This is a genomic window from Bacillus sp. FSL W8-0920 (assembly GCF_038593215.1).
In the GTDB taxonomy this organism is placed as follows: Bacteria; Bacillota; Bacilli; order Bacillales; family Bacillaceae; genus Bacillus; species Bacillus pumilus.
The window spans coordinates 3,369,937-3,387,519 of sequence record NZ_CP151974.1 but is presented as its reverse complement, the minus strand read 5'-3'; the positions used below and the strand labels follow the sequence as shown (position 1 = coordinate 3,387,519).

Annotated in this window: 21 protein-coding genes; 10 read left to right on the top strand and 11 right to left on the bottom strand. The window is 41.2% G+C overall.

Going from position 1 to position 17,583, the window contains the following annotated elements:
* Positions 1–42: 42 nt before the first annotated feature.
* Positions 43–465, bottom strand: a complete 423-nt coding sequence (locus tag NSS78_RS17420) for a DUF5362 family protein (protein ID WP_050944429.1) — start codon at positions 463–465, stop codon at positions 43–45.
* Positions 466–763: 298 nt separating this feature from the next.
* On the opposite strand from NSS78_RS17420, the gene NSS78_RS17415 reads away from it, so the two are divergent.
* Complete coding sequence (locus NSS78_RS17415; RefSeq protein WP_003215165.1) at positions 764–958, top strand: hypothetical protein; 195 nt, start codon at positions 764–766, stop codon at positions 956–958.
* A 33-nt stretch (positions 959–991) separates the two neighbouring features.
* Positions 992–1,396 (top strand): hypothetical protein, encoded by a 405-nt coding sequence (locus tag NSS78_RS17410; RefSeq protein WP_137054288.1) that lies wholly within the window; start codon positions 992–994, stop codon positions 1,394–1,396.
* Between the two features lie 45 nt (positions 1,397–1,441).
* Here the strand turns inward: NSS78_RS17410 and NSS78_RS17405 are convergent, their stop codons facing one another.
* Positions 1,442–1,951: a hypothetical protein gene (locus tag NSS78_RS17405; RefSeq protein WP_327839530.1), complete on the bottom strand. Its 510-nt coding sequence runs from the start codon at positions 1,949–1,951 to the stop codon at positions 1,442–1,444.
* Positions 1,952–2,049: 98 nt separating this feature from the next.
* Between NSS78_RS17405 and NSS78_RS17400 the strand changes: the two genes are divergently transcribed.
* Genes NSS78_RS17400 through NSS78_RS17390 form a run of 3 tightly spaced genes read left to right on the top strand, consistent with a single transcriptional unit; the run spans position 2,050 to position 4,935 of the window.
* Entirely contained in the window at positions 2,050–3,849 is a 1,800-nt protein-coding gene (locus NSS78_RS17400) for an ABC transporter ATP-binding protein (protein ID WP_106032123.1), read from the top strand.
* A 1-nt stretch (position 3,850) separates the two neighbouring features.
* On the top strand, positions 3,851–4,408 hold the full coding sequence (locus tag NSS78_RS17395) for a MauE/DoxX family redox-associated membrane protein (RefSeq protein WP_050944425.1): 558 nt from the start codon (positions 3,851–3,853) through the stop codon (positions 4,406–4,408).
* Complete coding sequence (locus NSS78_RS17390) at positions 4,405–4,935, top strand: thioredoxin fold domain-containing protein (RefSeq protein ID WP_106029548.1); 531 nt, start codon at positions 4,405–4,407, stop codon at positions 4,933–4,935. Before NSS78_RS17395 ends, NSS78_RS17390 begins: the two co-directional genes overlap by 4 nt.
* A 234-nt stretch (positions 4,936–5,169) precedes the next feature.
* On the opposite strand, the gene NSS78_RS17385 is transcribed toward NSS78_RS17390, so the two are convergent.
* A complete protein-coding gene (locus tag NSS78_RS17385; protein WP_034620260.1) occupies positions 5,170–5,679 on the bottom strand; it encodes a GNAT family N-acetyltransferase in 510 nt (169 codons plus the stop codon).
* Between the two features lie 116 nt (positions 5,680–5,795).
* On the opposite strand from NSS78_RS17385, the gene NSS78_RS17380 reads away from it, so the two are divergent.
* On the top strand, positions 5,796–6,692 hold the full coding sequence (locus tag NSS78_RS17380; protein WP_003214850.1) for a peptidoglycan DD-metalloendopeptidase family protein: 897 nt from the start codon (positions 5,796–5,798) through the stop codon (positions 6,690–6,692).
* An 80-nt stretch (positions 6,693–6,772) separates the two neighbouring features.
* On the opposite strand, the gene NSS78_RS17375 is transcribed toward NSS78_RS17380, so the two are convergent.
* From NSS78_RS17375 to NSS78_RS17355, 5 genes are all read right to left on the bottom strand, one after another.
* Entirely contained in the window at positions 6,773–7,120 is a 348-nt protein-coding gene (locus tag NSS78_RS17375) for a P-II family nitrogen regulator (protein WP_003214763.1), read from the bottom strand.
* Between the two features lie 18 nt (positions 7,121–7,138).
* Positions 7,139–8,347 carry an ammonium transporter gene (locus NSS78_RS17370; protein ID WP_003215412.1) on the bottom strand — a complete coding sequence of 403 codons (1,209 nt, stop codon included), beginning with the start codon at positions 8,345–8,347 and terminating at the stop codon, positions 7,139–7,141.
* A gap of 193 nt (positions 8,348–8,540) precedes the next feature.
* Positions 8,541–9,281, bottom strand: coding sequence for an amino acid ABC transporter ATP-binding protein (locus NSS78_RS17365; RefSeq protein WP_050944422.1), 741 nt, complete (start codon positions 9,279–9,281; stop codon positions 8,541–8,543).
* Positions 9,282–9,291: 10 nt separating this feature from the next.
* Complete coding sequence (locus NSS78_RS17360; RefSeq protein WP_078061638.1) at positions 9,292–9,969, bottom strand: amino acid ABC transporter permease; 678 nt, start codon at positions 9,967–9,969, stop codon at positions 9,292–9,294.
* Positions 9,970–10,009: 40 nt separating this feature from the next.
* Positions 10,010–10,897, bottom strand: coding sequence for a transporter substrate-binding domain-containing protein (locus NSS78_RS17355; protein ID WP_050944421.1), 888 nt, complete (start codon positions 10,895–10,897; stop codon positions 10,010–10,012).
* Positions 10,898–11,065: 168 nt separating this feature from the next.
* Between NSS78_RS17355 and NSS78_RS17350 the strand changes: the two genes are divergently transcribed.
* Entirely contained in the window at positions 11,066–12,454 is a 1,389-nt protein-coding gene (locus NSS78_RS17350; protein ID WP_284907412.1) for an MFS transporter, read from the top strand.
* Between the two features lie 37 nt (positions 12,455–12,491).
* On the opposite strand, the gene NSS78_RS17345 is transcribed toward NSS78_RS17350, so the two are convergent.
* The 3 genes from NSS78_RS17345 to NSS78_RS17335 all read right to left on the bottom strand — a co-directional run bounded on the left by NSS78_RS17345 (position 12,492) and on the right by NSS78_RS17335 (position 14,812).
* Positions 12,492–13,091, bottom strand: coding sequence for an undecaprenyl-diphosphatase (locus tag NSS78_RS17345; RefSeq protein WP_309216024.1), 600 nt, complete (start codon positions 13,089–13,091; stop codon positions 12,492–12,494).
* 104 nt (positions 13,092–13,195) lie between these two features.
* Positions 13,196–14,383: an MFS transporter gene (locus tag NSS78_RS17340; protein ID WP_050944419.1), complete on the bottom strand. Its 1,188-nt coding sequence runs from the start codon at positions 14,381–14,383 to the stop codon at positions 13,196–13,198.
* Positions 14,384–14,398: 15 nt separating this feature from the next.
* The gene (locus NSS78_RS17335) at positions 14,399–14,812 is read right to left on the bottom strand and encodes a MarR family transcriptional regulator (RefSeq protein ID WP_003214738.1); all 414 of its coding nucleotides are present in this window, start codon (positions 14,810–14,812) and stop codon (positions 14,399–14,401) included.
* A 338-nt stretch (positions 14,813–15,150) separates the two neighbouring features.
* Here NSS78_RS17335 and spoIIID point away from each other — a divergent pair, with 338 nt between their 5' ends.
* From spoIIID to NSS78_RS17320, 3 genes are all read left to right on the top strand, one after another.
* Complete coding sequence (gene spoIIID, locus NSS78_RS17330) at positions 15,151–15,429, top strand: sporulation transcriptional regulator SpoIIID (protein WP_008343327.1); 279 nt, start codon at positions 15,151–15,153, stop codon at positions 15,427–15,429.
* A 184-nt stretch (positions 15,430–15,613) separates the two neighbouring features.
* Positions 15,614–16,615: a cell shape-determining protein Mbl gene (gene mbl, locus NSS78_RS17325; protein ID WP_012011515.1), complete on the top strand. Its 1,002-nt coding sequence runs from the start codon at positions 15,614–15,616 to the stop codon at positions 16,613–16,615.
* A 124-nt stretch (positions 16,616–16,739) separates the two neighbouring features.
* Positions 16,740–17,579, top strand: a complete 840-nt coding sequence (locus NSS78_RS17320) for a flagellar hook-basal body protein (protein ID WP_327839538.1) — start codon at positions 16,740–16,742, stop codon at positions 17,577–17,579.
* Positions 17,580–17,583 lie beyond the last annotated feature (4 nt).

Here is a 17,583-nt window from a genome sequence, read left to right as displayed (position 1 = left end):
AAAGAAAAGGGGTATCAAATGTTCATTGATACCCCCTCTCCATTAATAAAAGTCACCAAGCTCTTCTTCGTATTCACCTTCGTAGTGCTGAATGTCACTGGGAATTTCTTGAAGAAATGCTAGACCGCCTAATACCAGCATCAGGATAATGGCGATGAATGATAGAATGGCTGCGACAATACTTGATATGGCAAATAGTGTCTGCATTTTCATCATCTTAGCATATTGTTCTAATAACTCTTCATAAGAAGTATCAGGAGCTTGAATTAATTGTTCCGCTGCGTTTACAGATTTTTGTACATGGATTCCCATCATAATGAGGAAGACGCCAAGGGCAGCAGGAAGAACAAGCCAAAAACCAATAAGAATAGCTAAGCCACCTGAAATATAGAGAAATATACTACCAACTTTTCCCCACTTTGTGATCGAATGAAGAGATTGAATGATTTTCTCAGTTTGTTGCAATGGTGTTCACTCCTTTATGTATTCACTCTTTATCATACTTGAGCAGGTAGTACTTTAGGAAGAGTGGATGTAGAACAATTTTAAAAATTTCTATCTTCACTTTACTATTTATGGATAAATAAATTATCTTCGAATAAGAAAAAAGTAACATTTACTATGAATTTTAACGACAATTTATGTCATAAATAAGATTAGTAGTTAAAAATAATTAGTAAAATTATCAAAATATGTTGTTAGTTGTATTGTAATTGGTTATTATTGTGTTGTATTACCATAAAAATTGGAAGGTGGAATTCATATGTTAGATCGTTTCTTAAACAAAATGACCAATGTTCAACCTGCAGCTTCAAGATGTATTTTGCAAAAATTAGTCACTTCATGCAAATCAGCGCCAACTTGTTTCCTTCAAGGTGTTGGAACTTTCCGTTACTACGTGGATCGTGATACAGGTGAGATTTGTACTAGCCAAGAACGCATTAGATGTGGCTGCTAAATTCAAGGATTTTATTTAATAGGATGTGAACGCATGAGCATATCTTCAATTTCATTCTTAACAAATGCTATGCAGACGTCAAACAGTCGTCAAGCGAGTCAAACATCCAATTCTTTTTTAAACCAAGCAGCGAAAATTGTTCAAGGCGACCATTCTCCAGAAGAGAGAAAGGCATTATTTCAACAACTGACTCTAGTTCAGCAAGGAAAAGATTTAGAGCTTCATGTGTCTAAATTAAAGGAACTAGAGAAAGAGGTTCAAAAAGAATCGTCTTCTTCATCCGTTACTGTGAATCAGCATGGTGACCAAGTAGATATTTCAAATGAGGCTCGCAGTGAGTTTGAACAAGCTGAGGAACAAGCCACAGCTTCAAGTGAAGCGAGTGAAATCGCCGCAAGGGAAAAGGATCAGGATGTTCAGGCAGATCCAAACCAATAAAAAAATGAGGCGTGTGTTTGTTATCTTCACATGCCTCATTTATGTTTATTTTGCAGAAAACCTTGAATAAAGACCATCCGGAAAAGGGGCTGCATATGAGATTGTTTCATCGTCTTCTACCATGATGTAATATGGAAACTCTTCAATATGAAAGGCGCCTATCATTTGTTCGTCCACTGAGATAATTCGCATGTTGGTTTGGTTATCACGATATAATTCTTGATCCTCTTCTTTCCCATTCTTTAGCAAAATACTAAAAGAAATGTCTAATTGACGCTGCTTTTTCGTTTCTAGGAATTGTTCCAGTGATGGGATGCAATGCGGACATGCTGTGTCAGTGAATACAAGCAGCTGCTGCTTGTGATTGGTTTGCAGTAGATCATTTATTTGAATAGGTGATGGTTTTTCGAGTAGCGGATGAACAAATTTTTGTCCAACATGCTGGATCGGTAAGATGATTAATTCCATCTGGTGTTTTAAATAGATCATGATTCCGATCGTCAATAAAAGGCTACAAAGAATAAGAGTTAGCTGTAAAAGTAAGATTGAAGTCATCGTATATCGTCCTCTCAGAATGAAGTTACGCAGAGCTATCATAATATAAATATCAAAAATATGTCAATTATACTAAATGGTGTAAGGTGGAGCGTTTGATGAGTACAGTGAACCATTGTTTATATGCAATCTCCTATACTTGGAAAAGAAGTCGATCATATCTTCTGTTAACTCTATTCATCCAAGTGATCGTTGGCTTTATGCCTTTGGCTAGTGTCTGGATTATTCAAACATTGATTAATGAAATTATTTTATTCATGACTTCTTCAGGAGATATTCAAAAGGTCTTAAGGTTATTTGGGTTGCAAATGGTCATTGTGATTTTAGGATATGGGCTTCAATTCATTCTTCAGCTTAGTCAGCAGAAAGCGACAAATCTGATTGGTTTGCATTTGAAGGGTGAATTGCTTCAAAAAGCGATTAAGCTTCCATATATTACATTTGAACACCCGTCTTTTTATAATGAAAGTCAACGTGTGATGAACAGTCATCAGCATGTTCTGAGTATGGTTAGAAGTATTTTTACAATCATGAGCGCATTGATTACTGTTGTATCACTTCTCATTTATATGATTGGTATCCATTGGGGCTTGGCGGTCATTCTGATCTTATGTACTCTGCCTGTCTTGTGGATTGAGCTTTTCTTTGGAGGCGCACGGTATCAATTAAACCGCATGTTAACGGCAAATGATCGAAGAGAAATGTATGTGTCTGATCTTGTTGCGCAGCGAGATTCATTGAAGGAAATCCGTTTATATGGAATAGGAAATTACCTTCTTCAAAAATGGAAAGGCCATTATGTAAAAAGTGCAGATGAAAAATATAAATTACTAAAACGTCAGGTTCGCTGGGAGATGGCAGGTGGATTGCTTATGACATTTGCCTATGTGTGCTGCGGTCTTTTTATTGTCTTTCTTATCTTTCAAAAGAAATTAGCTGCGGGTACGTTTGTCGCTGTGCTCCAAGCTGTGCAAAATATTCAAAGTGGTTTTCAGGATTTGACGAGGGAATGTTCTAGTTTATATGAAACGAGTCTCTATATTGATGAAATGAGAGCTTTTCAAAAGAGAGAAGAAGAAATTGATGAGCAGACAGAGGAAGCGGCATCGCTTCGGAGGATTGAATGTATTCAGTCCATTACGCTAGAAAATCTCTCTTTTACCTATCCGAATATGAAAACGCCTGCTATTGAACATATACATTTTCATATCGATAAAGGTGAACGCATTGCATTGGTGGGGGATAACGGATCAGGTAAGACGACCTTGATTAAATGCTTGACTGGTTTATATGATCCAGATAAGCCGAATATGCAAAAGGTCAATGGTGAATCGATTTCGACCATTTATAAAAAATCATATCATGCGAGAATGGCCGTCCTTTTTCAAGATTTTATGAAGTACGAATTCACTGTGAAAGAAAACATTGGATTTGGCCGTATTGACGAAATAGATGATAAAGAGCGCATGATCTCAGCTGCACGGCAAGCCGGCATAGAGAAAAGAATTCATCAAATGGAAGAAACATACGATGCGCAGCTTGGCCGGTTTTTTGAAGAAGGTCATGAACTGTCTGGCGGACAATGGCAAAAGCTTGCGATGGCGAGAACCTTTTTTAGAGAAAGTGATTTTATCATTTTAGATGAACCGACTTCTGCTCTCGATCCGCTATCGGAGATTTCACTCATTCGAAAGCTATTCGATCATACGCAGGATCAAGGGGTCTTGTTTATCACACACCGTATGGGAGCGGCCCGCTTAGCAGACCGGATTATCGTGATGAAAGATGGTGCTTTCGTTGAAGAGGGGAACCATGAAGAGCTAATGGCGCTAGATGGAGAGTACAAAAGGCTTTACGAGGCACAATCCCAACTATTTCAACAAAAGGAGATGGCGTAAGGTGAGTGTCTTTTATTTTATAGGTGTCTATTTATTAGGAATCATCTTTGCAGGTGCATGGCTTGATAAAGTGAGAAAACAAACGGCGCATATTCAGCAGATGAATGCTTATCGCCTGCTGCCTCCTGCGCTCACGGCGCCCATGTTTTATTTGTTTTTGACTGTTGAATTGGCTTGTACGGGTTTATTGTTCGTGTGGAACATGTCTTTTGTACCTGCGATTGGTCTTACAGCACTTTTATGTATCTATACTGGAGCGGTCACCTTCAATTTATTGAGAGGACATCGTAACATTTCATGCGGCTGTGGAGGTTTGCTTGAAAATGACCATCTTCACTGGGGAATTGTGATTCGTAATGTGTCGATGCTGGCTCTTGTGATTGGGTTGTTTTATGTCCATCCCTATGTAGAAACAATTCCGTGGCCACTTCATATTATTTGTTTTCTGATTGCAGTGGCTGTCTGTCTGATTATAGCGGTTGGGAAAACAATCATGATGTTCAAAAGAAAATGGATGAATCAATTTGAATCGTTTATAGAAGGAGACCAAGTGAAATGACTGATATTCTACTAATTATTGTGTTATTCATTGTCATAGCTCAGCTGGCGGTCGTGTTTTTGCTTGCCCGCTTTATCGGAAAATTTATGAGTAAAATTAAATCCCTTGATGGGATTGAATTAAAGGAAGCGGATGTTGGTGATGGTGCGCCGTTATTTCGAAGCTATACACATTTAGGAGATAAGGTCATTTTAAAGGAGTATTTACAGAACGGAAGAGCCGTGATGCTGTTATTTGTAAATACCACTTGTATGACATGCAAAAGCATTTTGTCTGATATGCGTCAGCACATTTCTAGCGATGATACTCAGTTCATGTTCATCAATGGAGATGAACAAGGAGATGATGCATTGCTCCTTCAATTGCTGCCTGATCAAGCTGTGTATATGCGCTCTTCGCAAATCATGGAGCTGTATGGGGTAACTGTTGTTCCGCAAGCGATTCTGATAGATGAACATGGCATCATCCTCCAAAGAAAATCTGTTCAAAATGCGAAACAGTTTGAACAGCTGTTACACGCATCATAAAAAAGCGTCTCTTTGTTGGAGAGACGCTCCAGCATGTAGACAAACCCTCGCATTCGTTGTCAGTCCTGCGTGCTGGTGCTCAGGAATGTCAAATTCGCTCCGCTCCAGTACTCGTCCTTCCTTGACTGCAAAGGTTTTCTATCACGCTGAAAAGAAGACAAAGGGCTAAAATCAAGATCATTTTAGCCCTTTGTCAACAATCTGAAGCGTCTCTTTGTTGGAGAGACGCTCATTTTATAATTCTTTTCCTAGAATGTCTAAATCGTACCTGCTGCCGTCCATTTCTGCGATGCGTGGCAGGTGACCCCATGTTTCAAAGCCGTGCTTTTTAAATAATCGAATGCTGGCTTCGTTGTGCCCGAAAATAAAGGCGAGTAATGTTCGAATGCCTAGTGAAGGTGCCAACTCAATGGCCTCTTGTAAAAAAAGTGACCCTAAGCCTTTCCCTCGATCGTCTTGGTTTAAGTAAATACTCATTTCAACGGTCCCGTTGTATGCAGGTCTTCCATAAAACGTTTCAAAGCTGAGCCAGCCGTAAATATGTCCATCCTCATCTGTTTTCACATAGAGAGGTCTTTTCTCTGAATGATTCAAAAACCATTGCCGGCGGTCTTCAACTGAAACTGGTTCTGTATCGGCGGTTACTTCTCTTGAAGCTATAGTCGAATTGTAAATATCAACGATTGCTTTGAGGTCATCTTCTGTTGCTATACGGTTGAAAGTTTTCACATTAAAGTCCCCCATCTTTTTTTCATTCATCATACATATTATTGATGCGATTGCGCAAAATAAAAAGAAAAATGATTTCGTGTGTATATATTTTTTGAAAAGTGTTCAGAATGTTGCTGAGGTGATGAAAAATGAGAGAGGAAGAAAAGAAACGTACTTCCAAAATCACAAAAGTTCAGCAATTTTTCCGTAAGCGCTGGGTATTCCCTGCAATTTACTTGGTCAGCGCAGCGGTCGTGTTAACAGCCGTTCTTTGGTATCAAGCTGTATCAAAAGATGTGAAAGACCAACTATCTGATGGAAATCAAACAGGGCAAGAACAGCGTGATGATGCCGTTGAAGTTGGAAAGCCAATTGAAAATGTTGCCATGCCAGTCCAGAATTCTGATAATGTTTCTGTCGTGAAAAAGTTCTATGAAGCAGATGCTGATCAAAAAGAAAAAGAAGCAGCACTTGTAAACTATAATAACACCTATACCTTGAGCAAAGGTATTGATCTTGCAGATAAAGATGGCAAAGTGTTTGATGTCACAGCTGCTCTTAGTGGAACAGTGGTTCAAGCGAAAAAAGATCCAGTTCTCGGTCATGTCGTTGAAATTGAACATGAAGATGGATTATCGACTGTTTATCAATCGTTGTCACAGGTGAGTGTTAAAGAAGGCGATGAAGTGAAGCAGAATGATGTCATCGGTGCTTCTGGTAAAAATCTTTATGGTGCTGAAAGCGGCAACCATGTGCATTTTGAAATTCGTATGGAAGGTTTAGCGCTTAATCCACTTAGCTTCATTGACAAGCCTGTTTCAACTATTGAAAAGGCCGCGCAAGAAGTGACGGAAGAAGCAAAAGAACCTGCTCAGCCAAAAGCTGATGAAAAAACGAAGGAACCTGCTGCTGAAGATAAGGCCAAAGAGCCTGCTGGAGAAAAATCTGAAGAAAAGTCTGATGAGAAGGGCAAATCCTCTGATCAAGAAAAGTCTTCTGATTCCTCTAAAGACAGCAGTCAATCTGAAGAAACAAAACAATCTTAAGTCTTGAAACCTCTGTATATGAATCATGCAGAGGTTTTTTTCTGTCTTTAAAAAATCCCCCGCACTCGGCGGAGGATGGTTTAAAGAGCGGCAGGTCCTTCTTCACCTGTCCGAATGTTGATTGTATTTTCTATCTCATATATAAAAATTTTCCCATCCCCTGGTTCGCCTGTACGAAGTACCTTTTGAGCTGTTTCAACGACCTGTTCGACAGGTACTTCGCTTAGGACGATTTCAATCTTTAATCGTTCGTACACATTACTTTCCTTTTTGACGCCACGGTATAGCTCTGTATGTCCCTTTTGTAAACCGCAGCCGTGTACATTCGAAAAGGTAATGGAAGTGACGCCAATCTTTCCAAGCTCCACCTTTAATGTTTCAAAATTGGCTGGACGTGTGACAATCTCCACTTTATACATTTTGCTCATAGAGACACCCCTTTTTCTTTAATCTTGATAAGCTTTTTCCCCATGCATGGTTAAATCAAGACCCACTGATTCTTCTTCTTCGGTTGCGCGAATCTTAAAGAAGAGATTGACCACTTTGATGATTACGTATGTCACAACAGCTACAAAGGCATAAGTGGCCACAATAGCGACGACTTGCTTCCAAAGTAAGCTGGGATCTCCGTAGAATAATCCATTGGCTCCACCGTCATTGACAGAGGTTGTTGCGAAAAGCCCGGTTGCAATTCCTCCCCAAGTCCCGCCAATTCCGTGAAGACCGAATGCATCTAGTGCATCATCATAGCCAAATTTGGCTTTGAGTGAGAAGACTCCCCAGAAACACACAATCCCGCCAATAATTCCGATGATGATAGAAGCAAAAGGTGTGACAAAACCGGCGGCAGGTGTAATTGCCACAAGACCTGCGATGGCTCCAGAAATCGCGCCGAGCATGGTCGGTTTTTTGTTGATCATCCACTCGACTAACAGCCAGCCGATGATTCCCGCAGCAGCAGCTGTATTGGTGTTAATAAAGGCATACATTGCGACACTGTCTAAGGTAAGGGCACTTCCAACGTTAAAGCCAAACCATCCAAACCAAATGACAGCTCCGCCAAGAAGAGTATAAATCAAATTGTGAGGAGAAGAGCTTGCTGCTTCTTTACGCTTCCCGAGCACAATCGCTACGACTAGACCTGCAACACCTGATGAAATGTGAACCACGTTTCCTCCAGCGAAGTCGAGCGCACCCATTTCGCCAATCCAACCGCCGCCCCATACCCAGTGTGCGACTGGCGCGTATACAAATGTGACCCAAAGGAGTGTAAACACAACGACCGCTGAGTAGCGAATTCGTTCAGCAAAGGCACCTGAGATGATGGCTGTTGTTAAGACGGCAAAGGTCATTTGGAACATCATGAACAATGAATGTGGGATGGTCTCACTGTAGGGACCGGGTTCAAAGCCAACGCCTTTTAATCCAATCCAGTCTAAGCCTCCAATCCATGCATTGCCTGGCGCAAAAGCCAAGGAATAGCCAAACATGATCCATACGATAGAGACGATCGCTAGTGAAGTTAAGCTGTGCATGGTTGTACTTAAGACGTTTTTACTTCTCACGAGTCCTCCGTAGAATAAGGCTAAACCCGGTGTCATTAACCACACGAGTAGTGCGCAGAAGAACATAAATACTGTATCACCCATTTGCATGCTGCATTCCCCCTGAATCATTCAGAATTAATTGATTTCTTAATTCTTCATTATAGAGAGAAAAGTCATATATGACATATTCATGTAAGGTAATCTTACATGGTTTTTGGTTATATTCAATATAAATGGATGAAAAGTTCGTGAAATATGAGAAAAAACGTGCATTGAGCACGAAAAATAAAGGGCGTTTGACCTATAAAATGGAGCTGAGAAACAGCTTGGTTCGTTCCTCTTGAGGGGAATCGAACAATTTTGATGGCGTGCCTTCTTCGACGATACGGCCTTCGTGCATATAGACGACACGATCGGCGACTTCTTTCGCAAAGCCCATTTCATGTGTGACGATGACCATCGTCATGCCTTCTTTTGCGAGACTTTTCATTGTTTGCAGTACCTCGCCTACAAGCTCTGGATCGAGGGCAGACGTAGGTTCGTCAAATAACATGACATCTGGTTTCATGGCGAGAGCTCTTGCAATAGCCACACGCTGCTTTTGACCGCCTGATAGCTTAGAAGGATATACGTTGGCTTTATCCGCAAGTCCGACCTTTTCTAACAGGACATTGGCTTCTGATACAGCTTGAGCCTTTTTTGTTTTTTTCACCATAACAGGCGCTTCGATGATGTTTTCAAGCACAGTTTTATGCGGAAAGAGGTTAAAATGCTGAAACACCATGCCTATTTTTTGCCGCATCTCGTTTAATTGATCGCGTTTTGGGTGAACAGGGCTGCCATCAATGACGATTTCTCCATCATTTTTGATTTCTAAAAAGTTCATACAGCGGAGCAAGGTGCTTTTTCCAGAGCCACTGGCTCCAATTAAGACGACCACATCATTTTCATAAACAGTGAGGTCGATATCCTTTAAAACATGCAGTTCTCCGAAGTGTTTATTGAGTTTTTCAACACGAATGAGTTCCTTTGATTCTGTCATGTTTCTCCTCCTAATGGTCACTGACTGATAGTTTCTTCTCAAAGGTTTGGACAGCGAATGTTAACAGCAGGACAAGAACTAAGTAATAGACGGCTACAACAAGTAAATAGGTCATATTGTCAAAGCTGTTTGAGCCTTGGGTGGTGGCGACGTTAAATAGTTCATTGACGCTAATAAAGGCGGCGAGTGATGAATCTTTTAAGCCAATAATGAACTGGTTGCCAAGAGGGGGGAGGGCACGCCGCATCGCTTGCGGGAGAATAATACGTCTCATTGTTAGAAAACGCCCCATGCCAAGAGAGCGTCCAGCCTCTTTTTGCCCTTGATCGATTGATTGGATGGCACCTCTGAATATTTCTGCTATATACGCTCCATTATGAAAGGCGAGCGCAATGGAAGCGGCCCAGAAGTCGGGAATATTTAATTCTGTCAGTCCAAAATATAGGATGAAAATTTGAACAATCAGTGGTGTGCCGCGTACAAGGAAGATATAGGCGTTGGCGATATAACCAAAGACAGCCACGCGTGATATTTTCAATAAAGCAAAGAAAAGCCCGATGAACATGCCGATGAAGATGCTGATCACAGTGAGCTGTAAGGTGAGCAGCATTCCTTCTAAAAAAATACCTCTTGAATCAATCAGCGTCTGAAAAAAATGTGATAGGGTAGGCAAAACAATCATCTCCATTTGAAGAAAGTGCGCCTAAAAAAGGCGCACAATCGTGGTTTTAATTTTGTTTGACTGTGATGTCTTCATCAAAGTATTTCTCGCTAATTTGTTTTAATGTTCCATCCTTTTTTAATGCGTCAATCGCATCGTTGATCTCTTTTATGAGCTGTTCATTTTCTTTAGATACAGCAATTGCCTGCTCACTTTGTCCGAGTCTTTCCTGCGCTTCGATCTTTAATTTTTTCTTCATGGCTTCTGCACCTGTCGCAAAATCCGTCACGACTGCATCGTGTTTTCCGTTGGCTAGTGCTTCTAAAGCGACGACATCACTGTCGTAATATTTTGGTTCCTGCCCGCTATGTTCCTTTGCAATATCAGCGTAGGACGAGCCTTTTGATACAGCAATTTCTTTGCCTTTTAAATCATCAGCATGTTGAATGTCTGCACCAGGTCTTGTGAAAATTTGCGGACCAGAGTAGTAGTAGGGCTTAGAAAGAAGGACGTGTTTTTTTCGTTCCTCATTGATGGTATGACTTGCAACTGCCGCATCAAATTTTCCTGATTTCACACCTTCGACAATGCCTGCGAATTTATATTTCTTCTGTATAGGCTCGAGGCCTAGTTTGTCACTAATCGCATTGCCTACATCGATATCAAAGCCTGACATCTGATTTCCATCCATGTAACTGAACGGGTGAAATTCACCTGATGCTGCAAATATAAATTTTCCATCCTCCAAAATTGGCGACCCTTTCGCTGTAGAATTACGTTTATCTCCGTTCCCATTTGTTTCATTTGCACCACACGAAGACAGAAGTAATACTGCAACCGAGAAAAGGGCTGGGACCCAAAACCGTCTTTTCTTAATAATAAGCTTCTCCTCCTTTTCAGCCTTTCTCCATATAAGGAGAAAGTAGGCTTTTAAATATGTGTAGCATCTTACCATTTGTTCCTCATATTCTCAATTTTATATGTGTTTTTCCAACACTCGCCCTTTTTAAAATGTATGTCTTGCTTTTCCAAGAGAGAACTTGAATTGATCAGGGTAAAAAAGGGAAATGAATCTCATAATAACGGAAGGAAACATGTCAGAACACAAAGAGGGGGTCGGTGTATGAAGAAGTGGAGGGACAACCGAAAAGTCTTTTTAACTGCGATTGCCTTTGGGACAATGTTAAATCCGTTAAATTCCTCAATGATTTCTTTGGCCTTGCATCAAATCCAGCATGAATTCGGTTTGTCATTTACGACTGTATCTTGGCTTATTTCGTCTTTTTATTTAGCTAGTGCGGTGACGCAGCCGGTGAGCGGCCGGATTGGGGATCATGTGATGAGCCGGAGAACATTATTTTTATTCGGACTGGGTCTTGTCGCGGTCTCAGCCATCTGTGCGCCGTTTGCCCCGACGTTTGCGGTGCTGATTGTGATTCGGTTGTTGCAGGCAATTGGGAGCAGTGCCATTTATCCTTCTGGTGTCGGACTCATTCGGGATCATATTCAAGACAAGCAGGCATCGGCGTTAGCGGTATTGTCCATTTTTGCTTCAGCGATGACGGCGCTTGGACCGACACTTGGCGGCTTTTTAATGACAATCGGCGGCTGGCCGGCTATCTTTTTAGTGAATCTGCCTTTTATTTTAATCAGCTTTTTTCTTGGACTATCTTTGTTTCCAAAGGAGCAGAAAAAGAGAAAGCTGCGTATAGGTGAAACGGTACGGAAGCTCGATCTGCCAGGGATGCTGCTTTTTACAGTTTGTATTGTCCTTCTGCTTTCGTTTTTATTATCACTAGGTCATGGCATTCAATATGTACAGGGGATTCTTTGTCTCTTGAGTGCAGGCGCTTTTATTTGGTGGGAGTATCAGGTGGATGAACCGTTTATTCAAATTCGGATGTTCAGGCAGGAGCAGCGACTTTCACTCGTGTATGTGCAATTTATCATTTTAAATATCTTTTTCTATTGTCTTTTCTTTGGTTTGCCGAGCTATTTCCAAGATGAATTAGGCTGGCGTGTGGAAATGACGGGTCTTTTTATGCTTTGCATGTCTGGGGTGAGCATCATTGTCTCTCCGCTGACGGGTAAGTGGGTGGACCGCGGGGATGAACGCCATCCGGTATTAGCCAGTGCGGTATTGATGCTGGCTGGGGCGTCTGCGATGACCTTCTTTTTTATTCCGGCACCATTATGGGGAAAAGGGCTTGTTCTAGCGCTGCTTGGACTTAGTTACGGGATTGGAAATGTTGCGCTGCAAGCTGCGATGCTCAAGGCAAGCCCTCAGCATATGATTGGCACGTCCTCTGGGCTTTTTCAAACATGTCGCTACCTTGGTTCCATTCTGTCATCTGCTGTTCTCGGTATGCTGTTTGGAGATGAAATTGCGGGTCCTCATTTTGAGCAGTTAGGCTGGACGCTGATCATGATTTCCCTTATCGGCATCGGTGTCAGTCTTTATTTTTCGAACAAGGTCAGAGGAGGACAGTCAATAAAAAAAGCGGCGCGATAAGTGGAAGAAGATTCTTCATCACGTTATCGCAAGCCGCTTAAGAGTTAGACAGGTCAGAGCCCTGATCCTTTTGCTTCCTTCTAAATATTTTCCCTACAATTGTCTCATAGAAAGTAACGATGCGATCAATTGGAGAGTCAAAGAATTTCCATAATTTATTCATGATAAACACGACCACAATCGATACGACCAAGCTGCCTAAAACATCTAATGGATAATGGTGACCGACCCAGATGCGGGAGAATCCTGTGAGTAATCCAAAAACGAGCAAGATGTTGCCGAGCCTTTTATTGCGAGATCGAATGGCAAGTGAAAGAGCCAGTGCACCTGTTGTATGGTCACTTGGGAAGGAAGCATCTGCTGAGTGCGGAATGAGTGTGTCGACTTTATGCGCCACAAACGGCCGCTCCTCATAATGAACCAGTGTAATCGCAAAATTGACGATAAGTGCCGCGATGCCCGTTACACCTGAAAAGAAGACATGCTTCTTAAATTTGTGATTACCTAAAAACCAGCAAATCAATAAGACAAGGGCGTACACAAGAATGGCCTTTTTCGTAATAAAAATCATGGCCTGATCTAAAAACTCAGAATGATGAGCCATCCCGTGTATCACTTTAAACAATTCGTAATTCAAAACATCACCTATACCTTCGCTTAATGCCAACTATTTTTCAAATAATCGTTTATTTGAAACATCCTATATTTTAGCATGTTTCCGTTGAAGTTTAAAATAGAATCCTATTCTGATAGGGAGACCTTCTGTGCTTTTGCTTCTTGGGGCTTTCGTTCGCTCCAATAAAAAACAATCATACTGAGCAAGACAACAATACCTGCAATGAGATATACATTTGAAAAGTCTGTGAAGCTGACAAGAAGACCAAATACAAATGATCCAGCAGCAATACCCGTATCATATAGGGTAAAGAAAGTAGCCGTCGCATAGCCTGTACGGTGAGCTGGTGAGTGCTGAATGGCAAGTGTTTGTAAACATGGTACTAGCGATCCATAGCCAAGTCCAATGACACCACCTGATAGAAGAAGCATTGTAGCTGAATGTGTAGCTGTCAGCATCCATAAACCAATCGCAAAAAGAGCAATCGAAGGATAGATCACAATGTGAGGTCCTACTCGGTCAAAAAGTCTGCCTGTAAATGGACGTGATCCAAGCATCGCTGCCGCAAACACAATAAAGAAATAACTGCTTGCCCCCATCAAGTCAAGGGAATTGGCATAGACTGAAATAAATGAAATGATCGGCGAATAACAGAAGGAAATAATGATGCCGACTGCCGCTGTTTTTAATGCACCTTTTTCAAACAGATGAGAAAAAGTAAATCGGAAGACGACACTACCCCCATCTTCAAGCTCTGGCTGTCTGATCAGCATCGTAAAAGCGGCACCAATGGTAACGATAATGGAAAAAAGAAGGAATAAGGAATGGAATCCTACTTTTCCTACTTGATTCAGTGCGATAAATGGACCGATGACCACAGCGAGGTTCATGGACATGACAAAGTAGCCGAGTCCTTCCCCGCGTTTATGTTTTGGAATCATATCTGCCGCAATGGCACTGGTTACTGTCGTCAAAATGCTAAAAAAGATGCCCTGTACGAAACGCAGCATGAGAAGCGTTTGGAATTGATCAATTGGGATGTATAAGTAAGTGAGTAAGGCAAAAGCCGTTGATGAGAAAATCGCCATCTGTTTTTTACCGAATTTCTCAATAATCGCTCCTGAAAACGGTCTTGTCACAATGGCAGACAATAAGAAGACCGTCACAAGGAGACCGCCCTGTGATTCTGTTCCATTTAGTTCATCCATTGTGTAAATGGGCAGTAATGTCAAAAGGGCATAAAAAGAGGTGAACGTAAATAAATTCACCAGGACAATCATGATAAAGTCTCTCGTCCAAATGCGTTCGTTCATGATGTATGTCACTTCCTATTCAGTTGATAATTTGTGTAAAAGTGTATGGAGGAGTTGTTTTTCTTCGTGGGTGAAATTTGAAAGACATTCTTCTTCAAATTGTTCCATCGTACGTTTGATTTCTTCAAATCGGGCCTTAGCATCATCTGTCATCACGATCAGATTTTCACGTTTGTCTTTTCCTTGTACACGTTTCACCCAGCCATTTGCTTCTAGACGGGTTACGGTTCGGGTAATGGTTGGGGCTTCGACGTTCAAATATGTCCAAATGTCTTTTTGGGTTTTCGGGCCGAATGTATCCAAACAAAAAAGTACAGTCCATTGGGACATGTACAAGTCATAAGCAGCAAGCGCTTCGTTCGCCTTTTTAGACAGCAACCTGGCGCTTTGGTGTATTTGATGTAAACACTCTCTATTTAACGTATCCATATGATCACCTTTATTCAATATTTAGCTAGGTAAATAAAATCACCTTTTCTATTTTACGTGCTCGACCCATTCTTGTAAAGTGAAAATTTTCGCCACTCGAAATGATTGCATTTTCTGATAAATCCCTTGTCCCATCTTCATTTTTAGCATATTCCCTATGCAATGCTAATACACTGTTACAAACCTGACAAAGAGAGTGTTTGAGGTGAGGGATCGTGTTTGGCATTTACTACCTAATGGATGAGGAATTAAGACGAACAAGCGCCGCTGAAAATGGACAATATTGATACGGATCTCATTTCACACTTCTCACATCCATTTTAGGGAGGTCGAGTGGTGTGCACGATTACATCAAAGAGCGAACAATCAAGATAGGAAAGTATATCGTGGAGACAAAGAAAACCGTTCGTGTAATTGCGAAAGAATTTGGAGTCTCTAAAAGTACTGTACACAAGGATTTAACAGAAAGACTGCCAGAAATTAATCCAGATCTGGCTAATGAAGTGAAGGAGATACTGGATTATCATAAATCAATCCGCCACTTGCGAGGGGGAGAAGCCACTAAATTAAAGTATAAAAAAGAAGAAATTTTAGAAGGCGAGCCTGTGAAACAATAAGATTAGTTCTTTGTTCTTAAACATGATATATATATCTTCCTCATATCGGTAGTTTCTAACCACAAATTTTGTAAAGACTTTTGTAAAGAAATATCTTTTTTTCTGCAAATTATGATAGAATATATAATTAGGGCAGAATGTGGTATTTGCTATGGAAACAGATTTTCAAGGAGGATATATATAGATGTTTGCTAGGGATATTGGAATTGATCTTGGTACTGCCAATGTACTGATTCATGTCAAAGGAAAAGGAATTGTGTTAAATGAACCATCTGTTGTAGCTCTTGACAAAAACAGCGGGAAAGTTTTGGCTGTTGGAGAAGAGGCTAGACGTATGGTTGGACGTACGCCTGGGAATATTGTTGCGATTCGTCCATTAAAAGATGGCGTAATTGCTGATTTTGAAGTAACTGAAGCGATGCTCAAGCATTTTATTAACTCATTAAATGTGAAAGGGCTATTCTCTAAGCCGCGTATGCTCATCTGCTGCCCAACAAACATTACATCTGTTGAGCAGAAGGCGATCAAAGAAGCTGCTGAAAAAAGCGGCGGTAAGCATGTATTTCTTGAAGAAGAGCCAAAAGTAGCAGCTATTGGTGCTGGTATGGATATTTTTCAGCCAAGTGGAAACATGGTCGTAGATATTGGAGGCGGAACGACAGATATCGCTGTCATCTCAATGGGTGACATTGTAACCGCCTCTTCTATTAAAATGGCTGGAGATAAATTTGATCTGGAAATTCTCAACTACATTAAAAAAGAGTACAAGCTGTTGATCGGTGAACGCACGGCTGAGGATATTAAGATCCAAGTTGCAACGGTATTCCCAGACGCACGTCATGAAGAGATTTCAATTCGTGGACGAGACATGGTGACAGGATTACCAAGAACGATTACCGTCACAAGCAAAGAAGTAGAAGAAGCATTGCGTGAATCTGTATCTGCGATTGTTCAGGCTGCGAAGCAAGTTCTTGAGAGAACACCGCCTGAATTATCAGCTGATATTATTGATCGCGGCGTCATCATTACAGGTGGCGGAGCTCTTCTAAACGGGCTTGATCAATTGCTTGCAGAAGAGCTGAAAGTACCAGTTTTCGTGGCTGAGAATCCGATGGATTGTGTAGCTGTTGGTACTGGCGTCATGCTTGATAATATGGACAAGCTGCCAAAGCGTAAACTCAGCTAATGATGTCCCTCATTCTTTTTCGAAAGAATGGGGGATTTTTATTAAAGAACCCTGCAAATATGCCGATATATTTCATAGAAGATTGTGTTTAGGTCATGTGAAAGAATTTTAATGAGGTGAGCACGTGTTAAAAGGACTATATACCGCAACATCTGCCATGATCGCTCAAGAGCGGCGGACAGAAATGCTTTCAAATAATATCGCAAATGCGAATACGCCAGGATATAAAGCGGATGAGGGGACCATGCGGGCATTTCCAGAAATGCTGCTAAGCCGAATGGAGTCAGGACGTTTCCAAACTTCCTCAGGCAAAGGTTTTAGTGTTCCACAGCAAACGCCGATTGGCGGCATTAATACGGGGACATATATGCAGGAACTGATTCCTCAATTTACACAAGGAACTTTAAAAACAACAGATCAAACAACGGATGTCGCACTAATCGAAAATAATGTGCCGATCAACCCGGAGACCAATCAGAAATCAGCGCTTTTTTATGCGGTCAATACACCAGAAGGCGTTCGTTATACGAAAAGCAGCTCAATTACAATGAACGCACAAAATCAGTTGACTATCAATGGACGTGCCCTTCTTTCTGTCACAGGTCAGCCAATTACGGTTCAGAGTGAGAATTTCAAAGTGAATGCAGATGGAACTGTGAGTGAAAATGGACAAAATCTCGGGCAAATTGATGTGCGTGTTGCGATGGATACAAGGAACTTAGAGAGAGAAGGAAATGATTTATACCGTACAGCTGATAACCAGCCCCTGCCAAGCGCAGTCAATAACGGTCAAATGTCCTATACGCTAAGTCAAGGTGTATCGGAGCTGTCGAACGTGGATGTGACGAAATCATATACAGAAATGACAACCGCCTATCGAGCATTTGAAACAAACCAAAAAGTGGTTCAGGCGTATGATAAAAGCTTAGAAAAAGCAGTGAATGAAATTGGCAGAGTGTACTAATCAA